At 76.5% G+C, this 26,132-nt stretch carries 24 protein-coding genes; 3 read left to right on the top strand and 21 right to left on the bottom strand.

Annotation, left to right across the window (positions count from 1 at the left end; translation table 11 throughout):
• Nucleotides 1–6 precede the first annotated feature (6 nt).
• Nucleotides 7–1,374 carry a Rossmann-fold NAD(P)-binding domain-containing protein gene (locus tag H505_RS0118100; protein WP_034518544.1) on the top strand — a complete coding sequence of 456 codons (1,368 nt, stop codon included), beginning with the start codon at nucleotides 7–9 and terminating at the stop codon, nucleotides 1,372–1,374.
• On the opposite strand, the gene H505_RS0118105 is transcribed toward H505_RS0118100, so the two are convergent.
• The 19 genes from H505_RS0118105 to H505_RS0118190 all read right to left on the bottom strand — a co-directional run bounded on the left by H505_RS0118105 (nucleotide 1,364) and on the right by H505_RS0118190 (nucleotide 22,344).
• Nucleotides 1,364–2,968, bottom strand: coding sequence for a hypothetical protein (locus H505_RS0118105; RefSeq protein WP_026403124.1), 1,605 nt, complete (start codon nucleotides 2,966–2,968; stop codon nucleotides 1,364–1,366). The two genes, H505_RS0118100 and H505_RS0118105, sit on opposite strands and share 11 nt — an antisense overlap.
• A 37-nt stretch (nucleotides 2,969–3,005) precedes the next feature.
• The gene (locus H505_RS0118110) at nucleotides 3,006–4,382 is read right to left on the bottom strand and encodes a DUF2201 family putative metallopeptidase (protein WP_034518493.1); all 1,377 of its coding nucleotides are present in this window, start codon (nucleotides 4,380–4,382) and stop codon (nucleotides 3,006–3,008) included.
• A 41-nt stretch (nucleotides 4,383–4,423) separates the two neighbouring features.
• Nucleotides 4,424–5,173 (bottom strand): hypothetical protein, encoded by a 750-nt coding sequence (locus H505_RS47775; protein WP_051300836.1) that lies wholly within the window; start codon nucleotides 5,171–5,173, stop codon nucleotides 4,424–4,426.
• The gene (locus H505_RS52415) at nucleotides 5,170–5,304 is read right to left on the bottom strand and encodes a hypothetical protein (protein ID WP_281173453.1); all 135 of its coding nucleotides are present in this window, start codon (nucleotides 5,302–5,304) and stop codon (nucleotides 5,170–5,172) included. The genes H505_RS47775 and H505_RS52415 overlap by 4 nt, the downstream gene beginning before the upstream one ends.
• A complete protein-coding gene (locus tag H505_RS0118120) occupies nucleotides 5,301–6,068 on the bottom strand; it encodes a class I SAM-dependent methyltransferase (protein ID WP_026403126.1) in 768 nt (255 codons plus the stop codon). Before H505_RS0118120 ends, H505_RS52415 begins: the two co-directional genes overlap by 4 nt.
• Nucleotides 6,065–7,675, bottom strand: a complete 1,611-nt coding sequence (locus H505_RS0118125; RefSeq protein WP_245592555.1) for a class I adenylate-forming enzyme family protein — start codon at nucleotides 7,673–7,675, stop codon at nucleotides 6,065–6,067. The genes H505_RS0118120 and H505_RS0118125 overlap by 4 nt, the downstream gene beginning before the upstream one ends.
• A gap of 65 nt (nucleotides 7,676–7,740) precedes the next feature.
• On the bottom strand, nucleotides 7,741–9,372 hold the full coding sequence (locus tag H505_RS0118130) for a CoA transferase (protein ID WP_026403128.1): 1,632 nt from the start codon (nucleotides 9,370–9,372) through the stop codon (nucleotides 7,741–7,743).
• Entirely contained in the window at nucleotides 9,363–10,970 is a 1,608-nt protein-coding gene (locus tag H505_RS0118135) for a class I adenylate-forming enzyme family protein (RefSeq protein WP_026403129.1), read from the bottom strand. The genes H505_RS0118130 and H505_RS0118135 overlap by 10 nt, the downstream gene beginning before the upstream one ends.
• Nucleotides 10,967–12,334: a protoporphyrinogen/coproporphyrinogen oxidase gene (locus H505_RS0118140; protein WP_026403130.1), complete on the bottom strand. Its 1,368-nt coding sequence runs from the start codon at nucleotides 12,332–12,334 to the stop codon at nucleotides 10,967–10,969. The genes H505_RS0118135 and H505_RS0118140 overlap by 4 nt, the downstream gene beginning before the upstream one ends.
• Entirely contained in the window at nucleotides 12,331–13,290 is a 960-nt protein-coding gene (locus H505_RS0118145; protein WP_026403131.1) for a UbiA family prenyltransferase, read from the bottom strand. Before H505_RS0118145 ends, H505_RS0118140 begins: the two co-directional genes overlap by 4 nt.
• Complete coding sequence (locus H505_RS42670; RefSeq protein ID WP_245592556.1) at nucleotides 13,290–14,546, bottom strand: DegT/DnrJ/EryC1/StrS family aminotransferase; 1,257 nt, start codon at nucleotides 14,544–14,546, stop codon at nucleotides 13,290–13,292. The genes H505_RS0118145 and H505_RS42670 overlap by 1 nt, the downstream gene beginning before the upstream one ends.
• The gene (locus tag H505_RS0118155) at nucleotides 14,543–15,712 is read right to left on the bottom strand and encodes a DegT/DnrJ/EryC1/StrS family aminotransferase (protein WP_051300838.1); all 1,170 of its coding nucleotides are present in this window, start codon (nucleotides 15,710–15,712) and stop codon (nucleotides 14,543–14,545) included. The genes H505_RS42670 and H505_RS0118155 overlap by 4 nt, the downstream gene beginning before the upstream one ends.
• A 185-nt stretch (nucleotides 15,713–15,897) precedes the next feature.
• Complete coding sequence (locus H505_RS0118160) at nucleotides 15,898–16,425, bottom strand: EF-hand domain-containing protein (RefSeq protein ID WP_026403133.1); 528 nt, start codon at nucleotides 16,423–16,425, stop codon at nucleotides 15,898–15,900.
• Nucleotides 16,426–16,674: 249 nt separating this feature from the next.
• On the bottom strand, nucleotides 16,675–17,097 hold the full coding sequence (locus H505_RS0118165) for a DUF6917 domain-containing protein (protein WP_026403134.1): 423 nt from the start codon (nucleotides 17,095–17,097) through the stop codon (nucleotides 16,675–16,677).
• Entirely contained in the window at nucleotides 17,094–17,990 is an 897-nt protein-coding gene (locus H505_RS0118170) for a Gfo/Idh/MocA family protein (RefSeq protein WP_026403135.1), read from the bottom strand. The genes H505_RS0118165 and H505_RS0118170 overlap by 4 nt, the downstream gene beginning before the upstream one ends.
• Complete coding sequence (locus tag H505_RS0118175; protein ID WP_026403136.1) at nucleotides 17,987–19,075, bottom strand: Ldh family oxidoreductase; 1,089 nt, start codon at nucleotides 19,073–19,075, stop codon at nucleotides 17,987–17,989. Before H505_RS0118175 ends, H505_RS0118170 begins: the two co-directional genes overlap by 4 nt.
• Nucleotides 19,069–20,382 carry a M20/M25/M40 family metallo-hydrolase gene (locus tag H505_RS0118180; RefSeq protein WP_245592564.1) on the bottom strand — a complete coding sequence of 438 codons (1,314 nt, stop codon included), beginning with the start codon at nucleotides 20,380–20,382 and terminating at the stop codon, nucleotides 19,069–19,071. Before H505_RS0118180 ends, H505_RS0118175 begins: the two co-directional genes overlap by 7 nt.
• A gap of 113 nt (nucleotides 20,383–20,495) precedes the next feature.
• Nucleotides 20,496–21,353 (bottom strand): sugar phosphate isomerase/epimerase family protein, encoded by an 858-nt coding sequence (locus H505_RS0118185; RefSeq protein ID WP_026403138.1) that lies wholly within the window; start codon nucleotides 21,351–21,353, stop codon nucleotides 20,496–20,498.
• The gene (locus H505_RS0118190) at nucleotides 21,343–22,344 is read right to left on the bottom strand and encodes a Gfo/Idh/MocA family oxidoreductase (protein ID WP_026403139.1); all 1,002 of its coding nucleotides are present in this window, start codon (nucleotides 22,342–22,344) and stop codon (nucleotides 21,343–21,345) included. The genes H505_RS0118185 and H505_RS0118190 overlap by 11 nt, the downstream gene beginning before the upstream one ends.
• Nucleotides 22,345–22,604: 260 nt before the next feature.
• Here H505_RS0118190 and H505_RS47780 point away from each other — a divergent pair, with 260 nt between their 5' ends.
• On the top strand, nucleotides 22,605–22,952 hold the full coding sequence (locus tag H505_RS47780; RefSeq protein ID WP_051300839.1) for a hypothetical protein: 348 nt from the start codon (nucleotides 22,605–22,607) through the stop codon (nucleotides 22,950–22,952).
• A 237-nt stretch (nucleotides 22,953–23,189) separates the two neighbouring features.
• Nucleotides 23,190–23,924 carry a hypothetical protein gene (locus H505_RS0118210; RefSeq protein ID WP_157433045.1) on the top strand — a complete coding sequence of 245 codons (735 nt, stop codon included), beginning with the start codon at nucleotides 23,190–23,192 and terminating at the stop codon, nucleotides 23,922–23,924.
• Nucleotides 23,925–24,026: 102 nt separating this feature from the next.
• Here the strand turns inward: H505_RS0118210 and H505_RS0118215 are convergent, their stop codons facing one another.
• Nucleotides 24,027–25,637 (bottom strand): solute symporter family protein, encoded by a 1,611-nt coding sequence (locus H505_RS0118215; protein ID WP_026403141.1) that lies wholly within the window; start codon nucleotides 25,635–25,637, stop codon nucleotides 24,027–24,029.
• Nucleotides 25,634–26,011 (bottom strand): DUF485 domain-containing protein, encoded by a 378-nt coding sequence (locus H505_RS42680; protein ID WP_051300840.1) that lies wholly within the window; start codon nucleotides 26,009–26,011, stop codon nucleotides 25,634–25,636. Before H505_RS42680 ends, H505_RS0118215 begins: the two co-directional genes overlap by 4 nt.
• Between the last annotated feature and the right edge of the window lie 121 nt (nucleotides 26,012–26,132).

A 26,132-nucleotide genomic window follows, 5' to 3' on the forward strand; every position in this document is an offset into this window, starting at 1 on the left:
GCGTGCATGCGCGACGACGAGGTGGCGACGTGCCTGCACGTCCTCGCCGAACTGGCGGACGCGCCCGACGGCGACCCGGACCTCGAACGGGTGCGGGCGGCGGTGTCCGCGTTCGTCCGGCGGACGCGGGGGCGGGAGCGGGCGGCGCGGCGGCGGCGCCGCGCGGAGGCGGACGCCGAGATCCTCGCCGGAACGGCGACCGGCGCCGCGGGCCGCGTCGAGGGCGCCCCCGTCGCGGCGCCGGGCGGGGCGGCGCTCCCGGCGCCCGCCGGACCGGACGCCGGACCGGACAGCGAACCGGACGCCGGACCGGCGGCGCGGCGCCCGGGCGCGAGCCCGGCCCGGTTGGGCGGGTTGCAGGTCTGCTACGTCTGCCGGGCGCACTTCCGCGACCTGGACGGCTTCTACCACCGCCTGTGCCCGCCGTGCGCGGCCGAGCACCGGGCGCGCCGCGACGCGCGCGCCGACCTGGCGGGGCGGCGCGCGATCGTCACCGGCGGGCGGGTGAAGGCCGGGTTCGAGCTGGTGCTGAAGCTGCTGCGGGACGGCGCGGCGGTGACGGCCCTCACCCGGTTCCCGGTGGACGCCCGGCGGCGGTTCGCGGCCGTGCCCGACCGGGACGCGTGGTGGGACCGGCTCACCGTCACCGGGATGGACCTGCGGGACGTCCCGGCGCTCGTCCGCTGGTGCGATGAGCGGGTCGCGGCGGGCGAACCGCTGGACGTCCTGGTGAACCTGGCGGCGCAGACGCTGCGGCACCCGCCGGAAACGTACGCGGAGCTGCTGGCGGTCGAGGGGCGGGCGGCGCTGCCGCCGGGGCCGGGCGGGCCGCCGGTGGCGACCGCGTCGGGCACCGTGGACGTCGCGGGGCTGCTGCCCGACCCGTCGCCGGTCAACTCGTGGACGCGGCTGGTGCACGAGGTCGACCCGGTGGAGCTGATCGAGGTGCAGCTCATCAACGCGACCGCGCCGTTCGTGCTGCTCGGGCGGCTGCGCCCGCTGCTGGAGGCGTCCCCGCACCCGCGGCGGTACGTGGTGAACGTGTCGGCGGCGGAGGGCCGGTTCGGCCGGTACTACAAGGGGTCGGAGCATCCGCACACGAACATGGCGAAGGCCGCGCTGAACATGCTGACGCTGACGGCGGCGCCGGAGCTGGCGGAGCGCGGCGTGTACGTGACGAGCGTCGACCCGGGCTGGTTCACCGACCAGCAGCCGGGGCCGGACCGGGCGCGGCGGGCCGCCGCCGGGTTCCGCCCGCCGCTGGACGTCGTGGACGCGGCGGCCCGCGTGTACGACCCGATCGTGCGGGGCGAGCGCGGCGGGGACCCGCCGCACGGTGTCCTGCTGAAGGACTACCGGGTCGTCAGCTGGTGACGGCCCCGGCGGTCTCCAGCAGTTCGGGGAGGGTGCCGACGAAGCCGTCCTCCAGCAGCCGGAGCGCGACGAGCCAGGCTTCGGGACGGCCGCCGAGGTGCCGGTCCACGTGCTCGGCGAGGCGGCGCAGGACGCGCGGGTCGGGGGCGGCGCCGGGGGCGGGCGCGAGGACCGCGTCGGCGGGCGCGGCGGCCAGCACCGCGTCGGCGGTCGTGCCGCCGGGCCGCTCGAACAGCCGCGCGGCGTCCGAACCGTAGATCAGCGCGGCGTCCCAGTGCAGCGCCAGGCCGGGGCGGCGGAGGCGGCGGGTGCGGCCGTGCCCGGTCTCGTCGGTGAACGCCGGGGCGAGCCGGACGTCCCCGGCGAGGCCGAGGAGCGCGCGGATCCGGGCGGTGCCCCGCATCGCGGGCAGCCACAGCGACTCCGCCACGACCCGCAGCGTGTCCTCCGGGACGGTCTCGACGACGAACTCGGGCGTGAACGTGCCGGCCGCCAGGCCGTTCCCGACGACCTTGAGGACCACGTCCGCGCCCGGGACGGGCCCGCGCCCGCAGAGGTCGGCGAGCACCTCCGGCGCCGGGTCGGCGAGGAAGACGGCCAGGGCCGGATGGTCGGCGGCGAGCAGCCGCGCGAGGTCGAGGGGCAGGTCGGTGCGCTTCGCCATGAAGCGGGCCGCGCGGAGCGGGAACGGCCCGTCGGCGGCCCGGCGGCGCGGCTCGTCCGCGAGGACGTCGGCCCAGCCCACGCGGGGGATGCCGGGGTGGCGGCGGTCCACGACGGTGCGGAACACCGGGCGGCTCCCCCGGCCGGGCCCGCACGCGTGCGCGTCGGAGATCTCGGCGATCGTCCGCAGGAACTCGGCGCCGCGCACCCGTCCGGACAGCTCGCGCAGCGCCCGCTCGCCCTCCTCGCCGCGCAGCGCGGCCCGCGCGTACGCGAGGACGCTCGGCTCGGTGCCGTCCGGCCCCCAGCGGTAGGCGGGCAGCCGGTCCCGGTCGACGAGGTCGCGGATCTCGTGGTGGCGGCGGGCGTCCAGCAGGGTGCGGCACGCCTGGACGGCGCCGTGCGGGTCGGCGCCCGCGCCGAGGAAGCGGAGCGCGGCCCCGGCCTGCTCGGGGTCGGCCGCGTAGAGCAGCGCGTGGTCGAAGCTCTCCGGGGCCTTCGCGGACGGCAGCGCCTCGCGCAGGCGGTCGGGCAGCGGGCGCGGCGTGGTCCCGTCGCGGCGGGACGTCTGGTGCGCGAGCTGGCGGCGCAGGTTGCGCGGCAGGCGGGTGAGCGCGGCGTCGGCACCGACGAACGTCTCGTTGACCTCGGGGCTGTCGAGGTCGAGGAGCCGGCCGAGCAGCGACGGCGGGTCGCCGACCGTGAGGGCGTGCGTGACGAGCGCGTCGAGGTCGCCGGGGCGGCCGCGCCGCAGCAGCGCCTCGATGACGACGCGGTTCGGCGTCCCGTGGCTCCGCACGGCGTGCGCGACGCGGCCGTCCGGCAGGTGGCCGAGCAGCGCGTCCGTCTCGCCGGGGGTCGCGAACCGCAGCAGGCCGGCGGTGCAGCGCGCGATGTCGCGGGCGCGCGTCGTCTTACCGTGCGGGCTCATAGGGCGTCACCGTAGCCAATATCGGCATCGATCGTGATCAGACGGGTTCCACCCGGTGGCAGGCCATCGGCGGGTCCCGGTGCTCGGGCCATTCGTCGCCGCCGGGCGTGATCAGCCAGATCCACTTGCCGGGTTCCGCGGGGGCGATGCGCTCGGCGTGCCCGTCGGTGACGACGACGACGGCGTCCACCGGGTCGTCCCGGCTCTCCGCGTACGCCTGGACGGCCCTGAAGCTCGTCCCGCCGCCGCCGCGCAGCGGTTCGCCGGGCACGAACGGCTTCACCGTCGCGTCGAACGCGACCCAGTCGGCCTCGACCCCGTCGATGCGGCCGACGAGCGCGGCCAGCCACTCGACCACGCCGTCCGGCATCGACCCGGACGTGTCGAGCGCGATGACGAGCGTCTTCAGCCGCCGCGGCCCGCGCCGCGCGAGCATCGGCTCGTGCCCGAGGGCCGCCAGCAGCGCGCCGCGCTTCTTCGGGTAGACGAGCCGCTCGCCCTCGGCGAGCCGCGAGCCCAGCACGTCCACGAGCCAGCGCTGCCACCAGTCGACCCGCCGCGTCGCCGACGTCCGCCCGCGCAGCGCGTGCGCGCCGAGGTCGCCCCAGATCCGGTCGGTGCGCTCCCCGCCGCCCTCGGTGCGGCGCAGCAGGTCGAGCAGCTCGCCGCGGGCGGCGCGGTCGCCGCGCCGGGCCGCGACGAGGACGCTGCGCAGGACGTCCGCGCCGATCCGGTCGACGGTCTCCTGGTCGAGCACGTCGAGGAGCACGTGGACGCAGACGGCGTGCTCGACGCCGGGCGGGTTCCGCATCCGCCGCAGCTCCCGGTAGACGCTCATGTCGGTGTCGATCCACTCCTCGTAGCACCGCGGCCGGAGCCCCTGCGCGCCGAGGTCCCGGACGTACGCCCCGTACACGTCCCGGGGCGAGACCCCGACCGGGCGGCCGTCCAGTTCGGGCAGCCCGCCGCCGAGCCTGGCCAGCGCCACGTGGTTCACGGTGACCTCGCAGGCGAGCGTGAACACCGGGTCGGCCCGCAGGTCGGGGTCGGCGAACAGGTGCCGCTGGACGACGTGCCGGGCCTCATGGAACAGGACGAACCGGACGCCCTCGATGCCGATGCCGAGGAAGAAGCCCGGGTTGTAGAGCAGCAGGCACGACCCGTCGCCCGCCGCCACCACGGCCGCCGTGCCGACCGCCGTCGTCGGGATCTGGTGGTGGCACTTGCTGTACAGCCAGGACGCGACCGCGCTGTGCGTCATGCCGAGGTCGAGCAGCGCGCGCTCCTTCAGCCGCCGCGCCTCGTCCACGACCCGCGGGTCGGCGGGCGCCCACCGCTCCAGGGCGCGCCGGTCGAGCAGGTCGATCTCCGGAGCGCGCACCGCGCCCGTCCGTCCGGTGTCCCCGTAAGCCACGCCCCCCACTCTCCCGGCCGCTCCCCGCGTTCTCCACGCATTTAGGGCGCGGGGGCGGAGCCGGTGCCGCCGAGGGCCGCCGACAGGTCGTCCGCCTTCCGGACGGCCAGGGCCGTGAGCCCCGCGAGCGGCGCGGCCATCACCGGCCACAGCCCGGGGATGAGCCAGACGGACCAGCCCTGAACGATCACCAGCAGCCCGAGGGCGAGCGAGCCCGCCGCCTGCCCGCCGGTGAACCACAGGAAGCCCGTCAGCCCCCGCGGCGCCGACTCCCGGGTGCGGTGCTTCAGCCGCCACCCGCTCGCGACGATCAGCAGCAGGCCGGTGGGGCCGGCGACGAGCGCGGTCCCCACGGCGCTCTCCGCGAATCCCCCGGGGTTCGCCGTCGTCTCCTGGACGCCGCCCGGCGCGGCGATCCGCACGACCTCGCCGAGCCAGATCGTGCCCACGACCGTGTCGCCGTCGTCCAGGTCGTCGAGGAGGGGCTCGTTCGTCCTGTACTCGGTCGGCCACACGTCGCCCGCGCGGTCGGTGAGCGTCGCCGTGATCTCGCTGCCCCGGCCCGAGTACAGGCGGATGTCGGAGATCGCGAACTCCTGCTTCCACAGGCAGTCGGCGGGTTCGCGCGGCGCCGCCGGGCAGTCCCGCGCGGCGTCGAACGCGGCCTGGTCGGCGAGCCGCCCCGGCACCGCGACCAGCACCGTCGCGACGGCGCCGAGCACTCCCGCGATGCCGAGGAGCAGCCAGGTCACCGCGACCGCGACGGCTTTCCGGGAGGTTCGGTCGCTCATGACCGCAATGGTGCCATGATCACCTTTCTTCGCGGACCGCCGGCGGCCATCGCGGCGTGCGCCTCCGGCGCGGCGGCGCGGACGTCGAACCGCCCGCCCTTCGCGCGCGCGTCCTTCGCTTGCGACGTCATCGAACCTCCCGTGGGCGCCGGCCCTGGACGGAGTACATGGTGTAGGAGCAGGCGCGGAAACCCGGGTGGGCCAGCAGCTCCCGCACCCCGTCGAGCTGCCCCGGCGTCATCCCCTCCCGGACGAACTCGTCCTCCAGGTGCCGCGCGTGGTGCGCGAGGAGCCGCAGGCCCGGCGCCCCCGCGTCCCACACCTCCACCCGCGACCGGGCCGCGACCTCGGTGAACCCCGCCGCGACCAGCGCGCGCACCGCGCGCCGCCCCCACGCGACATCGACCCCGGAGCGCGCCATCAGCCGGTTCTTCGCCGCGGTGAACGTGTCGTACAGCTCCCGCGCCGCCGCGCTCGGCACGTCCAGCGCGGGCGCGGCCGACGCGTCGAACTCGTCGAGCTGCAGGACGCCGCCCGGCTTGAGCGCGCGGAGCAGCCGGCCGAGCACGGCGTCGCGCTCCGGCAGCAGCCGCAGCACCAGCCGCGCGTGCACGAGGTCGTACCCGCCGTCCGGCAGCGGGTCCCGGACGATGTCGTGCCGCGTCACCCGCGGGCCCGCGGCCTGCGGATCGGGACGCACGTCGGTGGCGGTCACGCGCCCGCCCGGCGCGACCCGCCGCTCCAGCCACGCCGCGACGCCCCCGTCGCCCGCGCCGACCTCCAGGCACCGCCAGCCGGGCCCCACCCCCGTCCGGGCGAGGTTCTCCACGGTCATCGGGTCGTACGCCTCGCCCAGCAGGCGGTGCCGCTCGCGGGCGCCGACGACCGCGGTCACCGGCCGCTCCCGGCGTCGGCGGGCACGGCGGACTCGGCGGCGAGCCGCGCGAGCGTCGCGGCGCACACCTTGCCCGTCGGCCCGAGCGGCAGCTCGTCCAGCACCAGGAAGCGCTCCGGGAGCCGCCGCTTGTCGAGGCCGCGCTCCCGCAGGTGGTCGAGCATCGCGGCGGGCGTCGGCGGCGGCGCCCCGCGCGGCGGCGCGACGCACGCGCACATCCGCTCGCCGAGGTCGCGGTCCCGGACCGGCACGCAGTGCACGTCCGCGACGCCCGGGTGGGAGGACAGCTCCCGCTCCACCTCCGCCGGGGACAGGCCGACGCCGCCGCGGATGACGACGCGTTTCAGCCGGTCGAGCACCCAGAGCGTCCCGTCCGGGTCGAGGCGGCCGAGGTCGCCGCTGCGCACCCACCCGCCGGGGGCGCGGTGCCGCGCGTCCAGCTCGGGCGCCGCGACGTAGCAGAGCGGCGTCATCGGGCCGAGCGCCCAGATCTCGCCCGCCTCCCCCGGCGGCAGCGGCCGCCCCCGCGGGTCGCGGACGCTGATCTCCGCGACGTCCGGGTCGGGCACCCCCGCGAGCCCCGGCCGCCACCCGCCCGGCACGCGCCCGGTGTGGCAGTTGACGCCGTCGCTCGACCCGTAGATGTTCACGGGCGCGATCCCGAACCGGCGCGTGCACGCCTCCACCACGTGCCCGTGCACCGGGCCCGCGCTGGACACGACGGCGCGCAGCGACGACACGTCCGCGGCGGCCTCCGCCTCGGTCATCCGCCACAGCATCGTCGGGACGCCGAACAGGTGTGTCGGCCGGTGCAGCTCGACGGCGCGCAGCGCCGCCGCCGCGTCGAACCGGGGCAGCAGGACGAGCGTGCCGCCGAGCCGCGCGAGGACCACCGACGTGCCGAGCGACCCGTACGCGGACGCCAGCGACACCAGCAGCAGCGCCCGCATCGGCGCGCCGCCGCCGAGCGCCGCCACGTAGTTGCCGCGCCCGCCCGCCATCGCGTTGTGCGAGTACGCGACCATCTTCGGCGCCGACTCCGACCCCGACGACACGAGCAGCCGCGCCGGGGCCTCGGCGTCCGGACGGGCGGGCCGCCAGGCCCGGACCTCCGCGGCGCCCGCGTCGTCCAGCGACCGCGCCCCGGCGCCGGACCCGTCGATCCGGCGGTGCGGCGTCCACACCCGGGTGCGGGCCGGGACGTCCACCGCGTCGATCATCCCGGGTACGGTGACGAGCGCGGCGGCCCGCGACAGCTCCAGCAGCCGGGCGACGTCGCGCGGCCCCCGGGTGTGCGGGATCGCCAGCGCGACCGCCCCGATCGCCGCCACCGCCAGCTCGGCGACGACCGCGTCCCGCCCGTTCGGCAGCAGCACGGCGACGATGTCGGCGGCGCCGTGCCCGCCCGCGGCGAGCGCCGCGGCCGCCCGCCGCACCCGCCCGTCCAGCTCGGCGTAGCTCAGCGCGCCCGCGTCGTCCACGACCGCGTCCCGCTCGGGCGCGTCCCGCACCCGCTCCCGGAACAGCGTGTAGAGGTCGCGCCCCGGGCACACCCCCCGCGCGACCCACTCCCCCCGCAACCCGGCGGGCACGAGATCAGCGAGCACGACCCCGTTCCCCGACCTCCACACACGAGACCCAGGACTGACGGCGGACGTGGATGGGGTGGGGGTCATGGGTGGGGCTCCTGGGGGTGGTCGAAGGTCCATGGGGCGCGGCTGTAGGTGGCGGTGCCGTCGGTTTCGAAGAGGGACGCGTAGGCGGGGTCGGCGGCCATCGCGGCGAGGTCGGTGACGACGGGCGCGCGCGGGGCGCCGTCCACCGGGGTGTGGACGGCGGTGCGGAGCAGGCGGGCGGCGTCGATCAGCGCCGTCGCGGCGCGGACGCCCGCGCCGGTGCGGGCGCGGGCGAGCAGGGCCGCGACGGCGCCCTCGGCGGCGATCAGGGCGCCGAGCACGTCGGTGACCGTGAGGAGGGTGGGGCCGGACACGAGCGCGGCGACGCCCGAGTGGGCCTGCACGAGGTAGTCGGTGCCCATCGGCTGCGGGGCGGGGAGGGCGTCGGCCCAGCCGCCGGCGTGCGCGTACACCAGGGACGGGCGGACGGCCGCGAGGTCGGCGGCGCCCAGGCGGAAGCGGGCGGCGCGGCCCGGCGGCCAGTTCTGCAGGAACGCGTCGGCGGACGCGGCGAGCCGCAGGGCCGTGCCGCGCCCGGCGGCGGTCGTGAGGTCGGCCTCGACGGCGGACTTGCCGCGGTTGAGGGCGAGGAAGCGGGCGGAAAGGTCGCCGGACAGCGGCGGGACGCCGCGCAGCGGGTCGCCGCCGGGCGGTTCGAGCCGGACGACATCGGCGCCGAGGAGCGCGAGGAGGTGCCCGGCGAGCGGGCCCTGCACCCGGTTCGTCGACTCGACGACGCGGAGGCCCGCGAGGGGGCCGGGCCCGGCGGGCGGCGGGGCGGGCGGGGCGGCGGGCGGCGTCACCGCGCGCAGCCGCCACGGGGACGCCGGGGCGGGCGGCGGCGGCACCGTCGCGGGCCGGACGGGCACGGCGCTGACGCCCGCGGCGTCGGCGGCGTCGCGGACGGCGCGGTACTCGTGCTCGCCCGCGGCCTTCGCGAGGTCCGGGGGGAGCGCGCAGGTCGCGGTGGCGAAGCGCTGCTGGAACGGGGGCCAGCCGCGGACGATCGCGGCGCGGCCCGCGCCGAGCGCCGACCAGAACCACAGCCACCGCTCGGCGTCGAACGTCTCGAGCTCGAACACGACGCCGTCGGACGAGCGGAACGGCGGGGTGCGCTCGGCGTCGCCGGCGGGGTCGGCGGGTCGCCCCGCGCCGGGTTCGGCGGTCGCGACGGCGACGTACTGGGTGAGCGCGAGCGCCGCGGCCTGCGCGACGGACGTGGTCGCGGCGACGTCCGTCCGGCCGTGCAGGGCGGCGAGGGCGGCGGCGGTGAACGCCTGCGCGGCGAGCACGCCCGCGCAGGCGGACGCGAAGTCGACGGGCAGGACGCGGGGGCCGCCGGCGGCGCGCCCGTGGACCTGCATGATGCCGCAGGCGGCCTGCACGTCGTGCTCGCCGCGCATCGGCACGGGCACCGGCCCGGACCAGCCGATGCGGCATTCGGGGAGGGCGCCGCCGAACGGGGCGCGGACGGCGGCGAGCCGTCCGGCGGGCGCGTCCGGCGGGGCGGCCCGGGCGTGCTCGACCGTGCAGCCGAGGGCGCGGAGGCGGGCCGCGGCGACGCGCAGCGGGAGGGTGTCGCCGGACGCGCGGACGGTCGTCCCGGCGAGGGGGCGCGTCACGTCCATCGGCCCGTCCCGTACGTCTCGGGGGTGAGGCCGAGCCGCTCGCGCAGCGCGGCGCGCCGCACCTTGCCGGTGCCGGTGCGCGGGATGTCGTCCCAGGCCAGGACGACGGGTTCGGCGAGGGCGGGCAGGTCGGCGGTCGCGGCGCGCCAGGCTACGGGGTCGAGGGCGCCGCCGTCGGTGACGGCGACGGGCTGCGCCGGGCGGCCGGGGACGCTGAGCACGACGCATTCGGCGACGCCGGGCAGCCGGTCCTCGATGACGTCCTCCAGTTCGGTGGCGTTCTCGGGGACGGCGTCGGCCTCCCGGTCGAGCAGGAGGAGGCGCCCGTCGCGGGTGAGGGCGCCGATGTCGCCGGTCATGAACCAGCGGCCCGCGCGCTTGCGCTCGAACCGGGACCGCTCGCCGACGTACCCGTCGGCGAGGGCGCGGGTGGCGCAGACGACGAGGCCGGGGGTGCCGCGCGGGACGGGCCGCAGGGTGGTGCGGTCGAGGACGCGGAGCCGGGTGCGGCCGGGGACGGGGCGGCCGAGGTCGCGGGTGGTGGGGTGCCGTTCGCGTTCGGCGGCGAGGGCGCGGCGGGTAAGGAACCGGAAGGTGAGCGGGCCGGTCTCGCTCTGCCCCCAGCCCTGGAGCCAGAGGGGCCGCGGGTGCCGCGTCGCGCCGAGGAACGCCCGGACGGTCGGCGGGTGCACGGCGTCGAACGTGCTGATGAAGAGCCGCACGCGGTCGAACGGGTGGTCGTCGCCGGTCCGGGTTCGGGACCGCCAGCGGACGAACGCGGCGGGCTGGGCCTCGACGACGGTGGGCCGGTGCCGGTCGAGCAGCGGCCCGGCCTCGTCCCAGCGGGAGTCGGGGATCGCGAGGAGTTCGCGGGGGCCGTGGGTGAGCGCGACGGCCGTCCAGGCGAGGGCGCGGCCGTGCACGAACGAGAACGATCCGGCGACGACGTCGTCGGGGCGGGCGGACAGCACCGGCCAGCGGTGCGCCTCGAACCCGGCGAGGCGGCGCAGCAGCGTCCGGGTGGTGTGCGCGACGAGCTTCGGGACGCCGGTGGTGCCGGACGTGTGCACGATCGCGAGCGGGTGGTCGACGGGCGGGCGGTACGGGGCGGGGGCGGGCGCGCCGCGCACGTCGTCCAGGGTGAGCGCCCCGGCGGCCGGGCCGTCCAGGACGAGCGTGCGGGCGGCGAGGGACTCGGGGGCGCGGCCCGCGGACCAGCTCGCGGCGAGCCGCGCCGCGTCGACGACGAGCAGGGCGGGGTCGAGCCGCTTGAGCAGGGTGTCGAGCGCGCCGGCGTCCAGGTGCGCGGACAGCGGCGCGGGGACGGCGCCGATGCGGGCGGCGGCGCAGCACAGCAGCACCGTGTCCCAGTGGTCGCGCTTGGCGATCGCGACCCGGTCGCCGCGCCGGGCGCCGGCGGCGGCGAGCCAGCCGGCGGCGTCCCGCACCAGCCCGGCGAGGGCGGGCAGGCCGTGGACGGTGCCGAGGCCGGGCGCGATGTCGAGCGGGCGGCTCAGGTGCACGGTCGTCGGGCGGCCCCGCGCGGCGAGGTCGTCGAACAGCGTGCCCAGGTCGATGCGTCGGCCGAGGGGGGTCATCGGCTCACCTCCGGGGCGGGGTCGGGGTCGGGGGCGGCGCGGCTGTCGAGGTGCGCGGCGACGCGCGCGGCGGCCGTCCCGCCGGACGCGACGGCGCCCTCGCTGCACGGGCGCAGCGCCGTCCAGTCGCCCGCGTACTCGACGGCCGCGGCGGGGCGGCGGGCGAAGTCGGCGCGGAGCCGCAGCGCGCGCGGCGTCGCCTCCGGCAGCCCGTACCGGAACCGCGTCACCCGGACGTGCCGGACGTGCCGGGACACGCCGGGGACGAACCGTTCGGCGCGGGCGAGCAGCCGGTTGGCGACGGCGTCGTCGGGCGCGCCGACGAGTTCGGCGGTGCCGCGCGGCGACGTGATGAGCGACAGCAGGCCGCGCCCGCCGGGCGCCCGCCCGGGGTGCTTGCGGTGGTCGGCGGTGATCGCGCCGAGCAGCGGGTCGGCGGCGTCGGGGACGAGCGTCGCGAACCGGGGGCGGGTGCCGCGCGGCGCGAGCGGCCGGTCCAGGACGAGGCTGACGCGGAGCATCGGCGCGTACCCGCAGGCCCGCAGGTACGCGGCGACCGCGGGTGGGGCGTCCGGGTGCAGCCGGGCCGCGACGGGCGCGGGCACGGCGAGGACCGCCGCGCGGGCCGTCACGGTCCCGCGCGGCGACTCGATCCGGACGCCGCCCGGCCCGTCCGCCACCCGCGTGACCGGGTGGCCGGTGACGACGTCGAGGCGGGCGGCGAGCGCGCGGGCGAGGGCGTCCATCCCGTCGCGGTAGGTGCGCCAGCCGCCGGAGCCGCCGGTGGACGCCAGGTGCGCGGCGAACGGGGCGGCGGCGGAGCGCTCGGGGTCCCAGCCGAAGAACCCGCCGACCAGCGGATGCACGAGGTACTCGCGCAGGTCGGGATGGTACGGCCGGACGAGTTCGGCGATCGTCGCGGTGCCGAGGGAGGTGTGCTCGGGGCGCCGCGGGTCGAGGTCGCCGAGCCGGGCCAGCCGCACCTGGAGCCGCACCAGGTCGAGGCGGGCGCGGAGCGGCAGGCCCGCGCCGGTCAGCAGCCCGAGGGGGCGGCCGACGTGCGGGCGGGTGCGGCCGCCGCGCCACACGGCGAGCGCGTCGGGGACCCGCGGGACGGCGCCCGGGTCGGCGTCGAGGCCGAGCGCGGAGATCAGCCGCCACGTCGCCGGGTACGCGGGCGGGCCGGGGAACATCTCGGCGCCGATGTCGATCAGGCAGCCGTGCTCGCGGACCGTCCGCATCCGCCCGCCGACGGCGGCCGCGGCCTCGAACACCCGGACCGTCCGGCCCGCCTCGGCGAGCGCGTGCGCGGCGGCCAGCCCGGCGGGGCCCGCGCCGACGACGGCGACGTCCAGGCCGGTCATGACGCGAGCCCGGTGGCCGCCAGGTTCGCCGCCACCAGCAGCACCACGGTGACGCGGTGGGCGTGGATGGCGATGCGGCGGGCCCGCAGGATGTCGCCCCGGAACCCGATGACCAGGTGCGCGAGGCGCATCGCGACGACGGGCAGCAGCACCGCCGGGAACCACCACGGCGCCGCCCCGGCCGCCGCCGACCCGATGATCAGCAGCACCTGCGCGGCGGTCGCCGCGGCGACGAACGCGCGGTGCGTCCGCGCGGACACGAGCGTCGCGACGGTGATGCGGCCCGCGTCCCGGTCGCCGTCCGCGTCGTTGGTGTTGGAGTAGAGCCCGAACAGCATCGGCCCCGCCCCGAACACGACGGCCTGCACGATGACGAACGCGGACGCGGCGCCCGTCAGCAGCGCGTACGGGACGAGCGTCCAGCCGATCCCGAGCCCGATCAGGAAGACCTCCTGGAACCCGCGGTAGCTGAGCTTCAGCCCCCACGAGTACTGGACGGACGCGGCGACGCACACCGCCGCGAGCGCGATCGCCCACAGCGGGCGGTGCGGGGCCGCCGCGACGCTCACCGCCCACAGCAGCGCGCCCGCCACCGTCGCCGACCAGGCGAACCGCAGCGCCTGCTCCTCGGTGAGGGTCCCCGCGACGAGCGGTTTGCGGTGCAGGCGGCGCCGCGCGGCGTCCGACCCGTAGTTCGCGGCGTCGCTGCCGTCGCGGAACCCGGTGATGTCGTCGAAGCCGACCATCGCGGCCACGACGACGACCTCCGCGATCAGCACGAGGCCGAGCAGCCCGAACGTCCCGCCGTCCCAGCGGACGGCCGGGCCGAGCAGCGCCCACACCAGCAGCAGGCCGAGGTAGTAGTCGAAGATGTCGAGCTTGGCCAGGCGCGCGTAGGCGGCGAGGCCGGCGGGACCGGACGTGCCCGGCCGGGCGAGGGTCGTGTGGCGCGTCATCACCGCTCCCGGTTCGTGTGGGTGTCGGGGTGTGCGTCGGGGTCGGGGTGCGTGTCGGGGTGTGCGTCGGCGAACGCGCAGACGGCGTCCGCGACGCGCTCCACCTGGGCGTCGGTCAGGTGCGGGTACAGCGGCAGCGAGATGTTGCGGCGGGCGGCGGACTCGGCGTTCGGCCACGCCGCGCCGGGCGCCGCGTGCGGCGCGAACGCGGGCTGGGCGGGAAGCGGGCGCGGGTAGTAGACGTGCGCCGTGATCCCCCGCTCGGCCAGGTGGGCGCGCAGCTCGTCGCGCCGCCCGGTGAGGACCGTGTACACGTAGTGGAAGCGGCCGTCGCCGCCGACCGGCGGCGCCGCCAGGCCCCGGTCGGCGAGCGGCGCGAACCGCCGCGAGTAGTACGCGGAGATCTCCGCGCGGCGCGCCAGCCGCCCGTCCAGTCCGGGCAGCCGGTGCAGCTGGAACAGCGCCATCACCTCGTCGAACCGGCTGTTGAGGCCGACGCCGTTCCGGCCGACGCGGTGGTGGACGAACCGGTGCACGCCGTCCTGCCCGTGGTTGCGCAGCATCCGGACGGCGCGGCCCAGCGCCGCGTCGCGGGTGAGGACGACGGCGCCCTCCCCCGGCATCCCGAACGTCTTGACCTGGACGAACGAGTACACCCCGGCGTCGCCCCAGCAGCCCGCGGGGCGTCCCGCGAGCGTGCCGCCCTGCGCGAGCGCCGCGTCCTCCACGAGCGGCAGCCCGTACCGGTCGGCGAGGGCGCGGAACGCGGGCATGTCCGCCATCACCGAGAACATGTGGGCGGGCATGAGCGCCTTCGTGCGCGGCCCGATCAGCGCCTCGGCGGCGGCCGGGTCGACCGTCAGCCGGACCGGGTCGATGTCGGCGAACACCGGGCGGGCGCCGGCGTCCAGGACGGTCGCGGCGAGCGGCGCGCAGCCGAACGCGGGCACCACGACCTCGTCGCCGGGCCCGACGTCCAGCGCCGCGAGCAGCAGCGACAGCCCGGACGTTCCGCTGGAGCACGCCACCGCGTCGGCGGTGCCGGGCCCGAGGCGGTCGCGGAGCGCGCTCTCCAGGCGGGCGGTGTGCTCGCCGAGGATGAACGTCTGGCCGGGCGCGGTGCCGACGGCGCGGACGGCGTCCAGCAGCGCCTCCCGGTCGTCCTCGAACAGGTCGGGCGGGAAGAACGGGATGGTCGCGGCGGTGGTCTCGGCGGTGGATCCGGCGGTGGATCCGTCGAGGGGCGGGGCGGTCACCGGGCCCGCCTCCTTCCGGCGTAGAAGCGCTCGATCTCGTCGCACACCCGGTCGGCGTGCGCGTCGGGCAGGTCGGGGTACAGCGGCAGCGCGAGCGCGGCGGCGCACGCCGCCTCCGCGCGGGGGAAGTCGCCGGTGCGGTGGCCGAGATGCGCGAAGCACGGCTGGAGGTGCAGCGGGCGCGGGTAGTACACCTCGGTGCCGATGCCGCGGGCGGCGAGGTGCGCGGCGAGCGCGTCGCGGTCGTCGACCTCGACGAGGTGCACGTACACGAACCGTCCCGTGCCGGGATGCGGCGGCGCGTCCCCCGGGACCCGCCGCACGCCCGGCACGTCCCGCAGCCGGGCGTCGTAGCGGGCGGACAGGTCGGCGCGCCGCGCGATGTCGGCGTCCAGCCGGCCGAGCTTGCCGAGCAGCACCGCCGCCTGCACGTCGTCCATCTTGCTGTTGCGGCCCGGCAGGACCGTGGCGTTCGCGATGCCGGCGAAGTCGCCGAGCGTCCGCCCGCCGCGCCCGTGGTGCCGCAGCATCCGGACGGTCTCGGCGACGGCGTCGTCGTCGGTGAGGACGGCGCCCGCGTCGCCGATCGCGCCGAGCGTCTTCGCGGGGAAGAACGACAGCGCGCCGCCCGCGCCGAGCAGCCCGGCGTGCGCGCCGTCCACCCGCATGCCGACCGCCTCGGCGCTGTCCTCCACGACCGCCAGCCCGCGCCGCCGCGCCACCTCCAGGACGCCGCGCATGTCGGCGGGCCGGTCGAACAGGTGCACCGGCATGATCATCCGGGTGCGGGGGGTGACGCGGGCGTCCGCCGACGCCGGGTCGATCCCGTACCCGCCCTCCTCGATGTCGGCGAACACCGGGACGCCCCCGGCGAGCACCACGGACGTCGCCGTCGCGACGAACGAGTACGCGGGGACGACCACCTCGTCGCCCGGCCGGAGCCCGGCGGCGCGCAGCAGCAGCACCAGCGCGTCCGTTCCGGAGTTGACGGCCGCGACGTGCCGGGCGCCGGTCCAGCGTTCGAGGGCCCGCTCCAGTTCGGCGACCTTCGCGCCGTGCGAGAACTTCCCGTTGTCGAGGACGTCGTTCAGATGTCGTCGGATGCCGTCCCATTCGGCGTCGAACGTCGCCGCCTGGGTGAAGAACGGAATCGTCTTGGCGGTCATTGTCAGCACTTTCTCCGCACGTTCTCCCGCACGTTTCTCCGCACGTCTCTCCGCTGGTTCGCGTGTCGGCGGCGGAACCGCCCGGGAGGGCGCCGGCACCGGAGGCCGTGACGAGGATTCCGGTGCGGCGCCCTCCCGGACGTCCCGTCATTTCCGGGACGGCCCGGCCGGGGCCGGGGGCGGCCTCAGCGGCCGAGCAGCGGGATGTCGTTGCGGCCGAGGTGGTAGTCGCGCACCGCGTCCACCAGCTCGTCCACCGACAGCTTTCCGCTGTTGTCGGTGTCGAGCTGGCGGAACGCGGTGTCGGCCACCTCGGGGCTCAGCCCGATCGCGGCGAACCAGCCGTGCATCTCCGCCGGGGACACCTCGCCGTCGCCGCTCTTGTCGAGGACCTTGACGATCGCTTGGATCGTCGGCTTCACGACCTCGGCGAACCCCGCGTCGCCCTTGCCGATGATCTCCGTCTCGGCGACCTCCAGGAACTGGTGCCGGCTCATCGTGCCGGACCCGGCCGCCGCCGAGAGCCGGTCGAACATGCCGAGGTAGGCGTCCTTCAGCTCGTCCGCCGCCGGGGTGCCCTGCGCGCCGAGCCGGGCGATGATCTCGTCCGCCTCGCGCTCGAAGTCGGCCCGCTCGATGGTGCCGTTGCCGTTGTTGTCCCAGAGCCGGAACCGCTCCTCGAGCCGGTTCTCCTGCTTCGTCGCCATGACCATCTGGCCTTCCTTTCCGCATCCTCACGCCGGATGCCGCTGGTCGAATCGAATGCTTTTCGGGGAGCGATTCGAACTTCCGACCCCACACCACTGAGATTGCCTAACCGAGCCGGTCCGAACCATGCGGCGAAGGTAAGACCCGCATACCCCCGGAACGCATTCGGCATCACCTGTGGCGACTATTTAATTTGGGCATGCCGCGGCTAACTCAATGGCTGATTCGGTCATTCGAGTAAAACGTCGGCGAAATCAGGCCGGCGGGGCGCCCCGGCGGAACACGAGCCGTTCCTCCGGCGCCAGCCCCAGCTCCCCGCCGGCCAGGGGCGGCCCCGGAACGGCCCGCACCAGGACGTTGTAGTGGTTCGGCAGATGGCAGCCGTCGAACCCGAGCAGCACCCCGATCCGGCGGTGGCCGATCCACAGGACGTCCCCGCGGTCCAGCACCCCCGCGGCGCCGATCTCCGCGAACCCGAGGAACGCGACCCGGTCGATCCGGGCGCCCGCCACCGTCTCCGCGTGGTCCGTCGCCACCAGCTCGTGCACCTCGCCCGCCCGCACGCACCGGCTCGCGAACGGCTCCAGCCGCATCCCCCGGTCCGTCCGGCGGTGCGTCAGCACCTTCACGAGCGTCCCGTGCACCTCGCGCTTCGCGCCGTCCTCATCCGGGTTCACGCCGCCTCCAACCGGTACGCGTCCTCGACGAACCGCAGCGCCGCGAGCCCGCCGTCGTACCCGGCCCGCCCGCGCACGCACCGCGCGAACGCCCGCAGCACCCCGACGTACTCGTGCCACAGCGACTCCTTGAAGCCCGGATGCCCGCCGAGCATGTCGGCGCGCAGCACCCGCCCGTCCGCCAGCCGGACCGCCACGTCCTTGCACTCGCCGGGATACGACCAGTCGAGCAGCACCCGCGCCCGCGCCGCGCCCGCGCGCAGCCCGATGTCGGCCCGCCGGTCGGTGCCCGCCGCGTCCCGCTCGATCCGCGCCGACACCGCCTCCGCCGGGCCCAGCAGCAGCCGCACCAGGTCGAACGCGTTCGGGCCGTTGTCCGCGACGCACCCGCCGCCGCACCGCCGCGCGTCCAGGTACCAGCCGTCGTCGCCCGCGTGCTCCTCGATCCGCTCCAGGTACCGGACCGTCACCTCCGCCACCGGCGCCCCCGCGCACTCCCGCACCAGCCGCTCCACCGCCGCGTTGTACCGCCGGTGGAACGCCGTGAACAGCGGGACGTCCCGCCGCTCGGCGACCGCCGCCAGCTCGGCGCCCTCCGCGGCCGTCAGCGCCAGCGGCTTCTCCACGCAGACCGCCACGTCCCGCTCCAGCGCGTCCATGCAGATGCGGTGGTGCACGTCGTTCGGCACCGTCACCACGACGGCGTCCGGCCGATCCTCCTCCAGCAGCCGCACATGGTCGGTGCGGCCCGGCACCCCCAGCGCGAACGCCTTCCGCGGATCCTCGTCGCACACCGCGACCAGCCGCAGGTCCGGCGCGTCCCGCAGCGCCGCCAGGTAGAAGCGGGAGATCACCCCGAGCCCGACGACCGCCACCCGCAGCGGCGGCCTCACCGCCGCACCTCCGGAACCGCGACGCCCGTCCGCACCGCCACCTCGTACAGCTCCCGGTACAGGCCGCCGCCGAGCGGGACGCCGTCCCGCATCCGCTCCCGCGCCCGCTCGTGCTCGTACCAGCCCGGATACCGGACGGGCGCGGCCGGATCCACCGGCGGGCAGTCCAGCAGCGCGCCGAACAGCGCGCCCGCGTCCGCCGCGAACCGGGCCCGGCCCGGCGCGACCGCCACCGCGGCGAACCCGATGTCGTCGTCGCGGCCCCCGCCCGGCGGGCCCAGCGCCGCCCCGGCCACCAGCGCCGCCAGCACCTCCACCGCCACGCCCAGCCCGAACCCCTTGTGCTGCCCCGGCCGCCCGCCGAGCCACAGCAGGTGCGCCCGTCCCGCGTCGAACCGCGCCGGGTCGGTGACCGGGCGGCCCGCGTCGTCCGCGAGCAGCCCCTCCGGGACCGTCCGCCCGTCCCGCGCCGCCTGCCGGATCCGGCCCGTCGGCGCCGCGGTCGTGCTCATGTCGAGGACGAACGGCGGGTGCGGCCCCGCGGGCGCCGCCACGCTCAGCGGGTTCGTCCCCAGCATCGGCGCCGCGCCGCCCGGCGGCCGCGCGATCCGCTGCCCGCCGCAGTTCGCCGCGACCACCCCCACCATCCCCCGCTCCACGGCCCGCAGCGCGTGCGGCCCCGCGCAGCCGAAATGGGTCGCGCCCCGCACCGACACCATCCCGATCCCGTGCTCCTCCGCACGGTCGGCCGCGAGGTCCATCGCCGCGCCCGCCGACCACAGGCCCAGCGCCCGGCCCGCGTCCACCAGCACCAGCGCGCCCCGGTCGTCCACCACGCGGTGCTCCGCGCGCGGATCCACCCGCCCCTCGGCCAGCAGCGGCAGGTACAGGCGCGTCAGGTTCGCCAGCCCGTGCGACTCCATGCCCGCGACGTCGCCGTGGCACAGCGTCCGCGCCGCCGCGCGGGCCCGCTCGCGCGGCACCCCGTGCGCGGCGAACACCGCGGCGGTGAAATCGAGGAGTTCCGCGTAGTCCACGCGGACGCCGGCCCGCGGCTCCGCGGCAGCGGTCGTCAAGGTCACCATGCTCCGATCAGCTCGTCGGTGAAAGCGATGAGCACGCGGGCGACGTCCGCCGCGAACGCCGCCAGCTCGGCGGCGTCGGCGGACTCCCCCTCGGCGTGCGCGTTGTCGGCCGCGAGATCGCCCGGCCCCAGCACGACCGAGCACGCCCCCGGCACCTGCGACATCCAGATCGCGTCGCACGTGAACCCCGGCTCGTCCGGCGGCCACGGCGGGATCCCCGCGCGCTCCAGCAGCGCGTGCCCCCACGCGCTGCGGTCGTCCAGCACGGGCAGGCCCCGCTTCCGCCACTCCAGCCGCGTGACGGCGTGCGCGTCCGCCGCGGTCCGCGCGAACAGCAGCGAGTCGCCGAACCGCGCCGCGAACGCGTCGAGGCCGTCCCGCAGCGCGGCCTCGACCTCCCGCTCCAGCCGGCGGCCCGCGTCCATCGACGCGTACGCGAGGTTCAGCAGCAGCGAACCCGACCCGTACACCTTGTTGTGCCGCGGCCCCGTCTCGAGCCCCGCCACGCACACCGCCGCCTGCGCCGCGTAGGGGTCCAGCGCGGACCCGAGCCACTGCGCGAGGTACCCCAGCAGGACGCTCGCGTTGTGCCCCTCGCCGGGACGGTCGTCGATCGCGTCCTCGCCCGCCACGACCACCCGCGCGGTCATCGACGCCGTGCAGCGGGCGAGGAACCTCCGGCGGGTGGGCTCGCAGAACACGTTCAGCCGCCCCGTGTACCCGGCCTGCACCAGGGGCCGGGTGCCGGACACGCCCATCGCCCCGCCCTCCTCGCCCCCGACCGCCTGCACCACCACGCCCACGTCCCGCCCGATCTCCGGCCGGCTCGCGCACGCCGCGCGGATCCCCGCGAGCAGCGCCACCGCGGGCCCCTTCGCGTCGACCGCCCCCCGCCCGCGGAACCGCGCCCCGTCGAACCCGACCGGCTGCATCCCCGCGACCGTGTCCAGGTGCACGTTGAACATCACCGTGCGCCCCATGGGGACGCCGTCCCGTCCGAGCCGCAGCACGAGGTTCGGCTGCTCCGCCAGGAACCCCGGGTCGCCCAGCGCGTCCCGCACCGCCGCGGGCACGGGCCCACGCTCCACGTCGTCGATCCCCGCGGGCGCGTGGTGCACCACCCGCATCCCGAACCGCGCCGCGTGCTCCGCGTACGCGACCTGCGCCGCCCGCAGTCCCGCGCCCGACCCCCCTTCGAGCGGCCCCGCCGTCGGGCACCGCAGCAGCCGCAGCAGCAGGTCCCGGTCGTCCGCGGTGAGCGGCGCGGGCACCGGCGGCCCCGACACCCCGACCGAAGGCAACCCCACGAACGCCAACGGCTCACCCCCGGCACACCCGCCCCCCGCACCGCACTCGCCCGAGGTGGGGGACGTGGTGGTGGCGGAGGGGGGGTGGTCGGGGGGTGGGGAAGCGGGCGGGGTCATCGGGGGGCCTTCGACGCGGCGGTGGCGGCGACGAGGCGTTCCAGGGCCCGGCCGCAGTCGGCGAAGGTCGCGGGTTCGGGGCGGCCGGGGGACGGGGCGTGGGGGCGCAGGCTCACGTGGGGTTCGATCGACAGGACGCCGTCGTAGCCGTGGTCGAACAGGATGCGGAGGCACTCGGCGACGCCGGCGTCGCCCTCGCCGGGCGGGACGTAGGCGACGTCGCCGTCCGGGCCTCGGGTCGCGTCCTTCACGTGGACGTGCGCGACGTGCGGGACGATCGCGCGCAGCAGCGGCGGCGCGGGGTAGCCGTGCGGGACGCCGTTGCCGGTGTCGAACAGGAGGCGCAGGGCGGGGCTGCCGATGCCGGTGACGAGGTCGAGCATGCGGTCGGCGCGGGCGCCCGCCCAGCCGGCGCAGTTCTCGTGGGCGAGGACGAGGCCGCGGTCCTCGGCGCGGCGCGCGAGCTCGCGGAGCCGGGCGCGGACGCGGCGGCCCCATTCGGGCGCGTCCAGCCCGCCGGACGGGTACGACATGATCCGCACGAGCCGGGTGTCCAGGAGGGCGCACCGGACGGCGAGGGCGTCGAGTTCGCGGGTGTCGAGGGAGAAGTCGCCCGTGACGGGGCGCGACCAGTCGCCGATCTTGGAGGCGACGCCGGCGACCGCGACGCCGGCGGCCCGCAGCCGGTCGGCGGCGCGGCGGACGCCGTCCTCGGGGATCCGGGCGAGGGGGACGCCGTCGAGGGTGCGCAGCTCCAGGCGGCGCCAGCCGAGGCCGGCGACGGCGGCGAGCTGGCCGCCGAGGTCGGGGGCGGCCTCGTCGCCGATGCCGGCGAGCCGGGCGTCAGCCGACACCGCGCACCTCCGGCACGGCGGTGCAGCGGCGCTTGGCTTCGGTGAGCAGCCGGACGGCGTCGACCTGGAGCGGCAGGGTCCCGTGGGGCGTCGCGGCCGCGAAGCGCTCGTAGGCGGTGCGCAGGAAGGCGGGGAAGGCGTCGTCGTCGAAGGCGGTCCAGGACGTCTCGCCGCCGGGGCGCACGGTGCGGAGCTGGGCGGTGTGGTCGGCGTCGCTGCACGGGTAGTGGCCGACGACGACGCCCGCGTCGAACTCGAGGGTGATGCGGCGTTCGCGGACGGGCGACATGAGGTCGGAGTCGATCTCGGTGCGGACGCCCGAGCGGTGCTCCAGCCGGAGCCGGGCGCGGCCGAGGCGGGGGACGCGGCGGTCGCCGATGACGAGGTCGTCCAGCGCGGCGCCGACGACGCGGGCGGCGCCGACGAGGTCGAGCGCGACGGCGAGGGCGTGCGGGACCTCGACGTCGAACGCGGTCGGGTGGGCGCGGGGGCCGCCGCCGGGGGCGAACCGCGGCTTGTTCTGCACGATGCGGACGCGGCGCAGGGCGCCGAACCGCCCGCCGGTGACGGCCGCGCGGAGCCGGCGGGTGAGGGCGCTGTCGAGCCAGTGGGTGGCGACGGTGATGTCGAGGTCGCGGCGGCGCCGGATGCGGGCGATCGCGGCGAGCCCGATCAGGTCCACGGCCAGCGGCTTCTCCACGATGATCGTGCGGTAGCCGAGGCCGGCGAGCCGGTCGAGCATCGCCGCCCGGACGTGCGGGGGCGTGCAGAGGTGCACGACCGTCCGCGCCGGGGGGTGCCGCCGGGCGGCTTCCTCCAGGGTGGCGGCGGTCACCGCGCGGTCGGCGCCCACCGGCGGACGGAACGGGTCGAACGCGACGATCGGCGCCGGGGCCAGCAGTCCGGGCGCGGCGGTGCGGACCTTGTCCAGCGACGGCAGGTGCAACCGGTGCCCGGCCCGGCCCATTCCGATGATGAGCGTGTGCAACATTGCAGGTCAGTGCCCTTTCCGGTGCGTTCTGGGGTCGCCTGAAGGGCGGTGGAAGGACGTGCGTCCCGGCACCGGGGCACAAGCTAATTCACGGACTGTGAACAGTCAACGACTCTTTGTTAAAGCCTGTAGTCGATCAACGGTTCACCCTCTGACCTGCAATTGTTACGACAAGTGACAAAGCAATTGCCGGGTGCCATGAATCGGGCGGCCCGGGGCATCACCATCGCCGTTCCCTCCGACCACGACAAAGGAGCACCATGGCCCGACCCGCACGCGCCGCCGCCGCCACCGCCCTGGCGGCCGGTCTGCTCACCGCGGCGCCCCCCGCGAGCGCCGCCCCCGCACAGCCCGAGGGGACGGTCGTCGTCTTCGTCACCGAGGGCGCGGAAATCTCATGGGCGGGCACTGAACTGCGGGAATACCCCGCGTCGTCCTCGTGCCGAGCGTTCCCGGCGGGCGCGCACGTCGTCGCCAATCACAGTGACGGGCGGCTGCTGTTCTTCACCGACCCGTGGTGCGCGGCGCCCGTCCCGCCGCCGTTCAATTTCATTCCGCCAGGTCACGGGGCCCATGTGTCCCCGACCGGCAGTTTCCGGGTCGGCTGATCCGGGGCCGGAACGCGCGGCCCCGCCCGTTCCCGGGCGGGGCCGCTCCGCGGCGTGCCCCGCGATGAGTTCGGCGGGCGCCCCCGGTCGGTACCTGGAGCCGACCGAGGAGGAACCGATGATCGACCGGCTCGTCGCCGTCACCGGCCGCACGCCCTGACCGGACGCACCGGCGGTCGGGCGCACCGCCCGCCCGAGGCGGACGGGAACCGTGTTCGCGATCTTGCCGTCTGTTCGGTGACACGGAAGATCTGCGGGAAGGCGGGCATGGGCGTGTGGACGGCGATCCGCGCCGGCGCCGCCGCGGCGGCGGCCGCGGCGGTCCTGGTCGGCTGCGGTGCGTGGGGAGCGATGGAGACGGGCGACGCCGCCCCGGACGGCCGGAAGATCATTGTGGACGTGCCGGACGGCGGCTTCGCCGAGCCGGCGCGGTGGCCGGAGGCGTGCTCCCTGCTCACCGAGGAGGAGCTGCGCGGCATCCTGCCGGATCTGAAGCGCGTCGCCATCCGGTCGGAAGCGGGCGTGGCGGACGTCCCCGCGGCGGCCGCGGGCGGCAGCACGCTGGACGGCCGGACGGTTCCGCGGGCCAAGTGCACCTACGACATGGTGCTTCCGCTCGGGGTGGAGGGGGCCCGCACGCGGCGGGAGCCGGACAACGGGACGGGCTCGTTCTCGATCCGGCTCCTCGCGGTGGGCGCGCCCGGCCGCATGGCGAACGTCTACGAGGCGGGCAGGGACCGGGACACGCGGCCCCTCCAGGGGGTTTCCGTGGACGACTGCTACCAGACCGGCGCGCTGATCGGCGCCAAGCACCTCATCTGCCACCGGGGGCCGCTGGTGTTCGAGGTGAAGGGCGGCGACTTCGACTATGTCCGGATCGACGGGGTGAGCCACCACGAGCAGGAGTTCCCCGAGGCGGTCCGGAACCACATCCTCATCCCCGTCGTCGAGACCATCGGCGCGGACGTCTGACCGGGCCGGGCGCTCGCCGGACGTGCGACGGCCCCGTCCCTGCGGGGTGGGACGGGGCCGCGTGCCGCGCGAACCGGGCGACGGATGGCCGCGCGGGGTCCTCTAGTCCTGCGACGCCTGCTCGGCGCCCGCGCCGGTCAGGGAGCGGACCTCGATCTCGGCGTACTTCTCCGCGTTGTGCTCCTTGCTGAGGACCGTGCCGAGCCAGCCGCAGAAGAAGCCGATCGGGATGGACACCAGGCCCGGGTTCTCCAGCGGGAACCAGTCGAAGTCGGCGCCGGTGAACAGGGCCTTCTCCGAGCCCGACACGACCGGCGAGAAGAACACCAGGAACAGCGCCGCCCCGAGCCCGCCGTAGATCGCGGAGACGGCGCCGGCGGTGTTGAACCGCTTCCAGAACAGGCTGTACAGGATCGCGGGGAGGTTGCCGGACGCGGCGACCGCGAAGGCGAGGGCGACGAGGAACGCGACGTTGAGGCGCTGGGCGAAGATCCCGAGGACGATCGCGACGGCGCCGATGACGAACGCGGAGATGCGGGCGACGCGGACCTCGTCCCGCTCGGTGGCCTTGCCCCGCTTGAACACGTGGGCGTACAGGTCGTGGGCGAAGGACGAGGACGACGCCAGCGTGAGGCCCGCGACGACGGCGAGGATCGTCGCGAACGCGACGGCCGCGATCACCGCGAGCAGGATGGTGCCGCCGACGTCCCCGAAGACGAGTTCGCCGACGCGTTCGGCGAGCTGGGGCGCGGCCGTGTTGCCGGCCGGGTTGGCGGCGCGGATCTCGTCGCTGCCGACGAGGGCGGCGGCGCCGAAGCCGAGGACGAGGGTGATCAGGTAGAACGCGCCGATGATGCCGATGCCCCACAGGACGGACTTGCGGGCGTCGCGGGACGTCGGGACGGTGTAGAAGCGGATCAGGATGTGCGGCAGCCCGGCGGTGCCGAGGACGAGCGCGAGGCCGAGGCTGACGAGGTCGAGCTTGCCGGCGAGGCCCTGCTCCTCGGTGCCGTAGCGCAGGCCGGGCTCGAGGAACGCCTCGTTCTTGCCGCTCTGGTCGGCGGCGTCCTGCATGAGGCCGAGCACGTTGAACCCGAACTCGCCGAGCACGAGCAGCGTGACGAGGGTGGCGCCGGTCATCAGCAGGACGGCCTTGACGATCTGCACCCAGGTGGTGCCCTTCATCCCGCCGAACACGACGTAGACGATCATCAGGACGCCAACGAGCGCGATCGTCGCGCCCTTGGCGAACTCGCTGGTGAAGCCGAACAGCAGCGCGACGAGGGCGCCCGCGCCGACCATCTGCGCGAGCAGGTAGAAGATCGACACGACGATGGTGGAGACGCCGGCGGCGGTGCGGACGGGCCGGGGGCTCATCCGGAACGCGAGGACGTCGGCCATCGTGAAGCGGCCCGAGTTGCGCAGCAGCTCGGCGACGAGCAGCAGCGCGACGAGCCAGGCGACGAGGAAGCCGATCGAGTAGAGGAAGCCGTCGTAGCCGTAGAGGGCGATGAGCCCGGCGATGCCGAGGAACGACGCGGCGGACATGTAGTCGCCGCCGATGGCGAGGCCGTTCTGGACGCCGGAGAAGGAGCGGCCGCCGGCGTAGTAGTCGGTGGCGTCCTTGGTGTTGCGGCTGGCCCAGACGGTGATCGCGAGGGTGGCGGCGACGAACGTCAGGAACAGCAGGATGGACAGGGTCTCGTGGCTCATCGGGCGTCCTCCGCCTTCCCGAGGTCGTCGTCGCGGCGCGCGGCGGTCGCCTCGGCCTCGACGCCGCCGCGCACCTTGTCGGCGAGCGGGTCGAGTTTGCGTTCGGCGTGCCGCGCGTAGAACCACGCGATCGCGAACGTCGAGACGAACTGCAGCAGGCCGAAGATCAGGGCGATGTTGGCGGAGCTGAACAGCTTGACGCCCATGAAGTCGCGCGCCCAGCCGGACAGCACGACGTACAGCAGGTACCAGGCGAGGAACGCGGCGGTCATGGGGAACGCGAAGCGGCGGAATCTGCGCTTCAGTTCCTGGAACTCGTCGCTGGCCTGGAACCGTTCATAGACGGTCCCGGTGGCGCGTTTTTCGTCGGACACGACCGCCCCTCCTGTGTTGTGACGCCGGTCACGCGCAGCGTAGGGAGCGTCCCGGCCGGGTGCGAGGGGGTGCGGGGCGGGGTGCGGCGGGGTGCCGCCCGTCCGCGACGATCTACATGTG

The organism is Actinomadura rifamycini DSM 43936 (genome assembly GCF_000425065.1).
GTDB classification, from domain to species: domain Bacteria; phylum Actinomycetota; class Actinomycetes; order Streptosporangiales; family Streptosporangiaceae; genus Spirillospora; species Spirillospora rifamycini.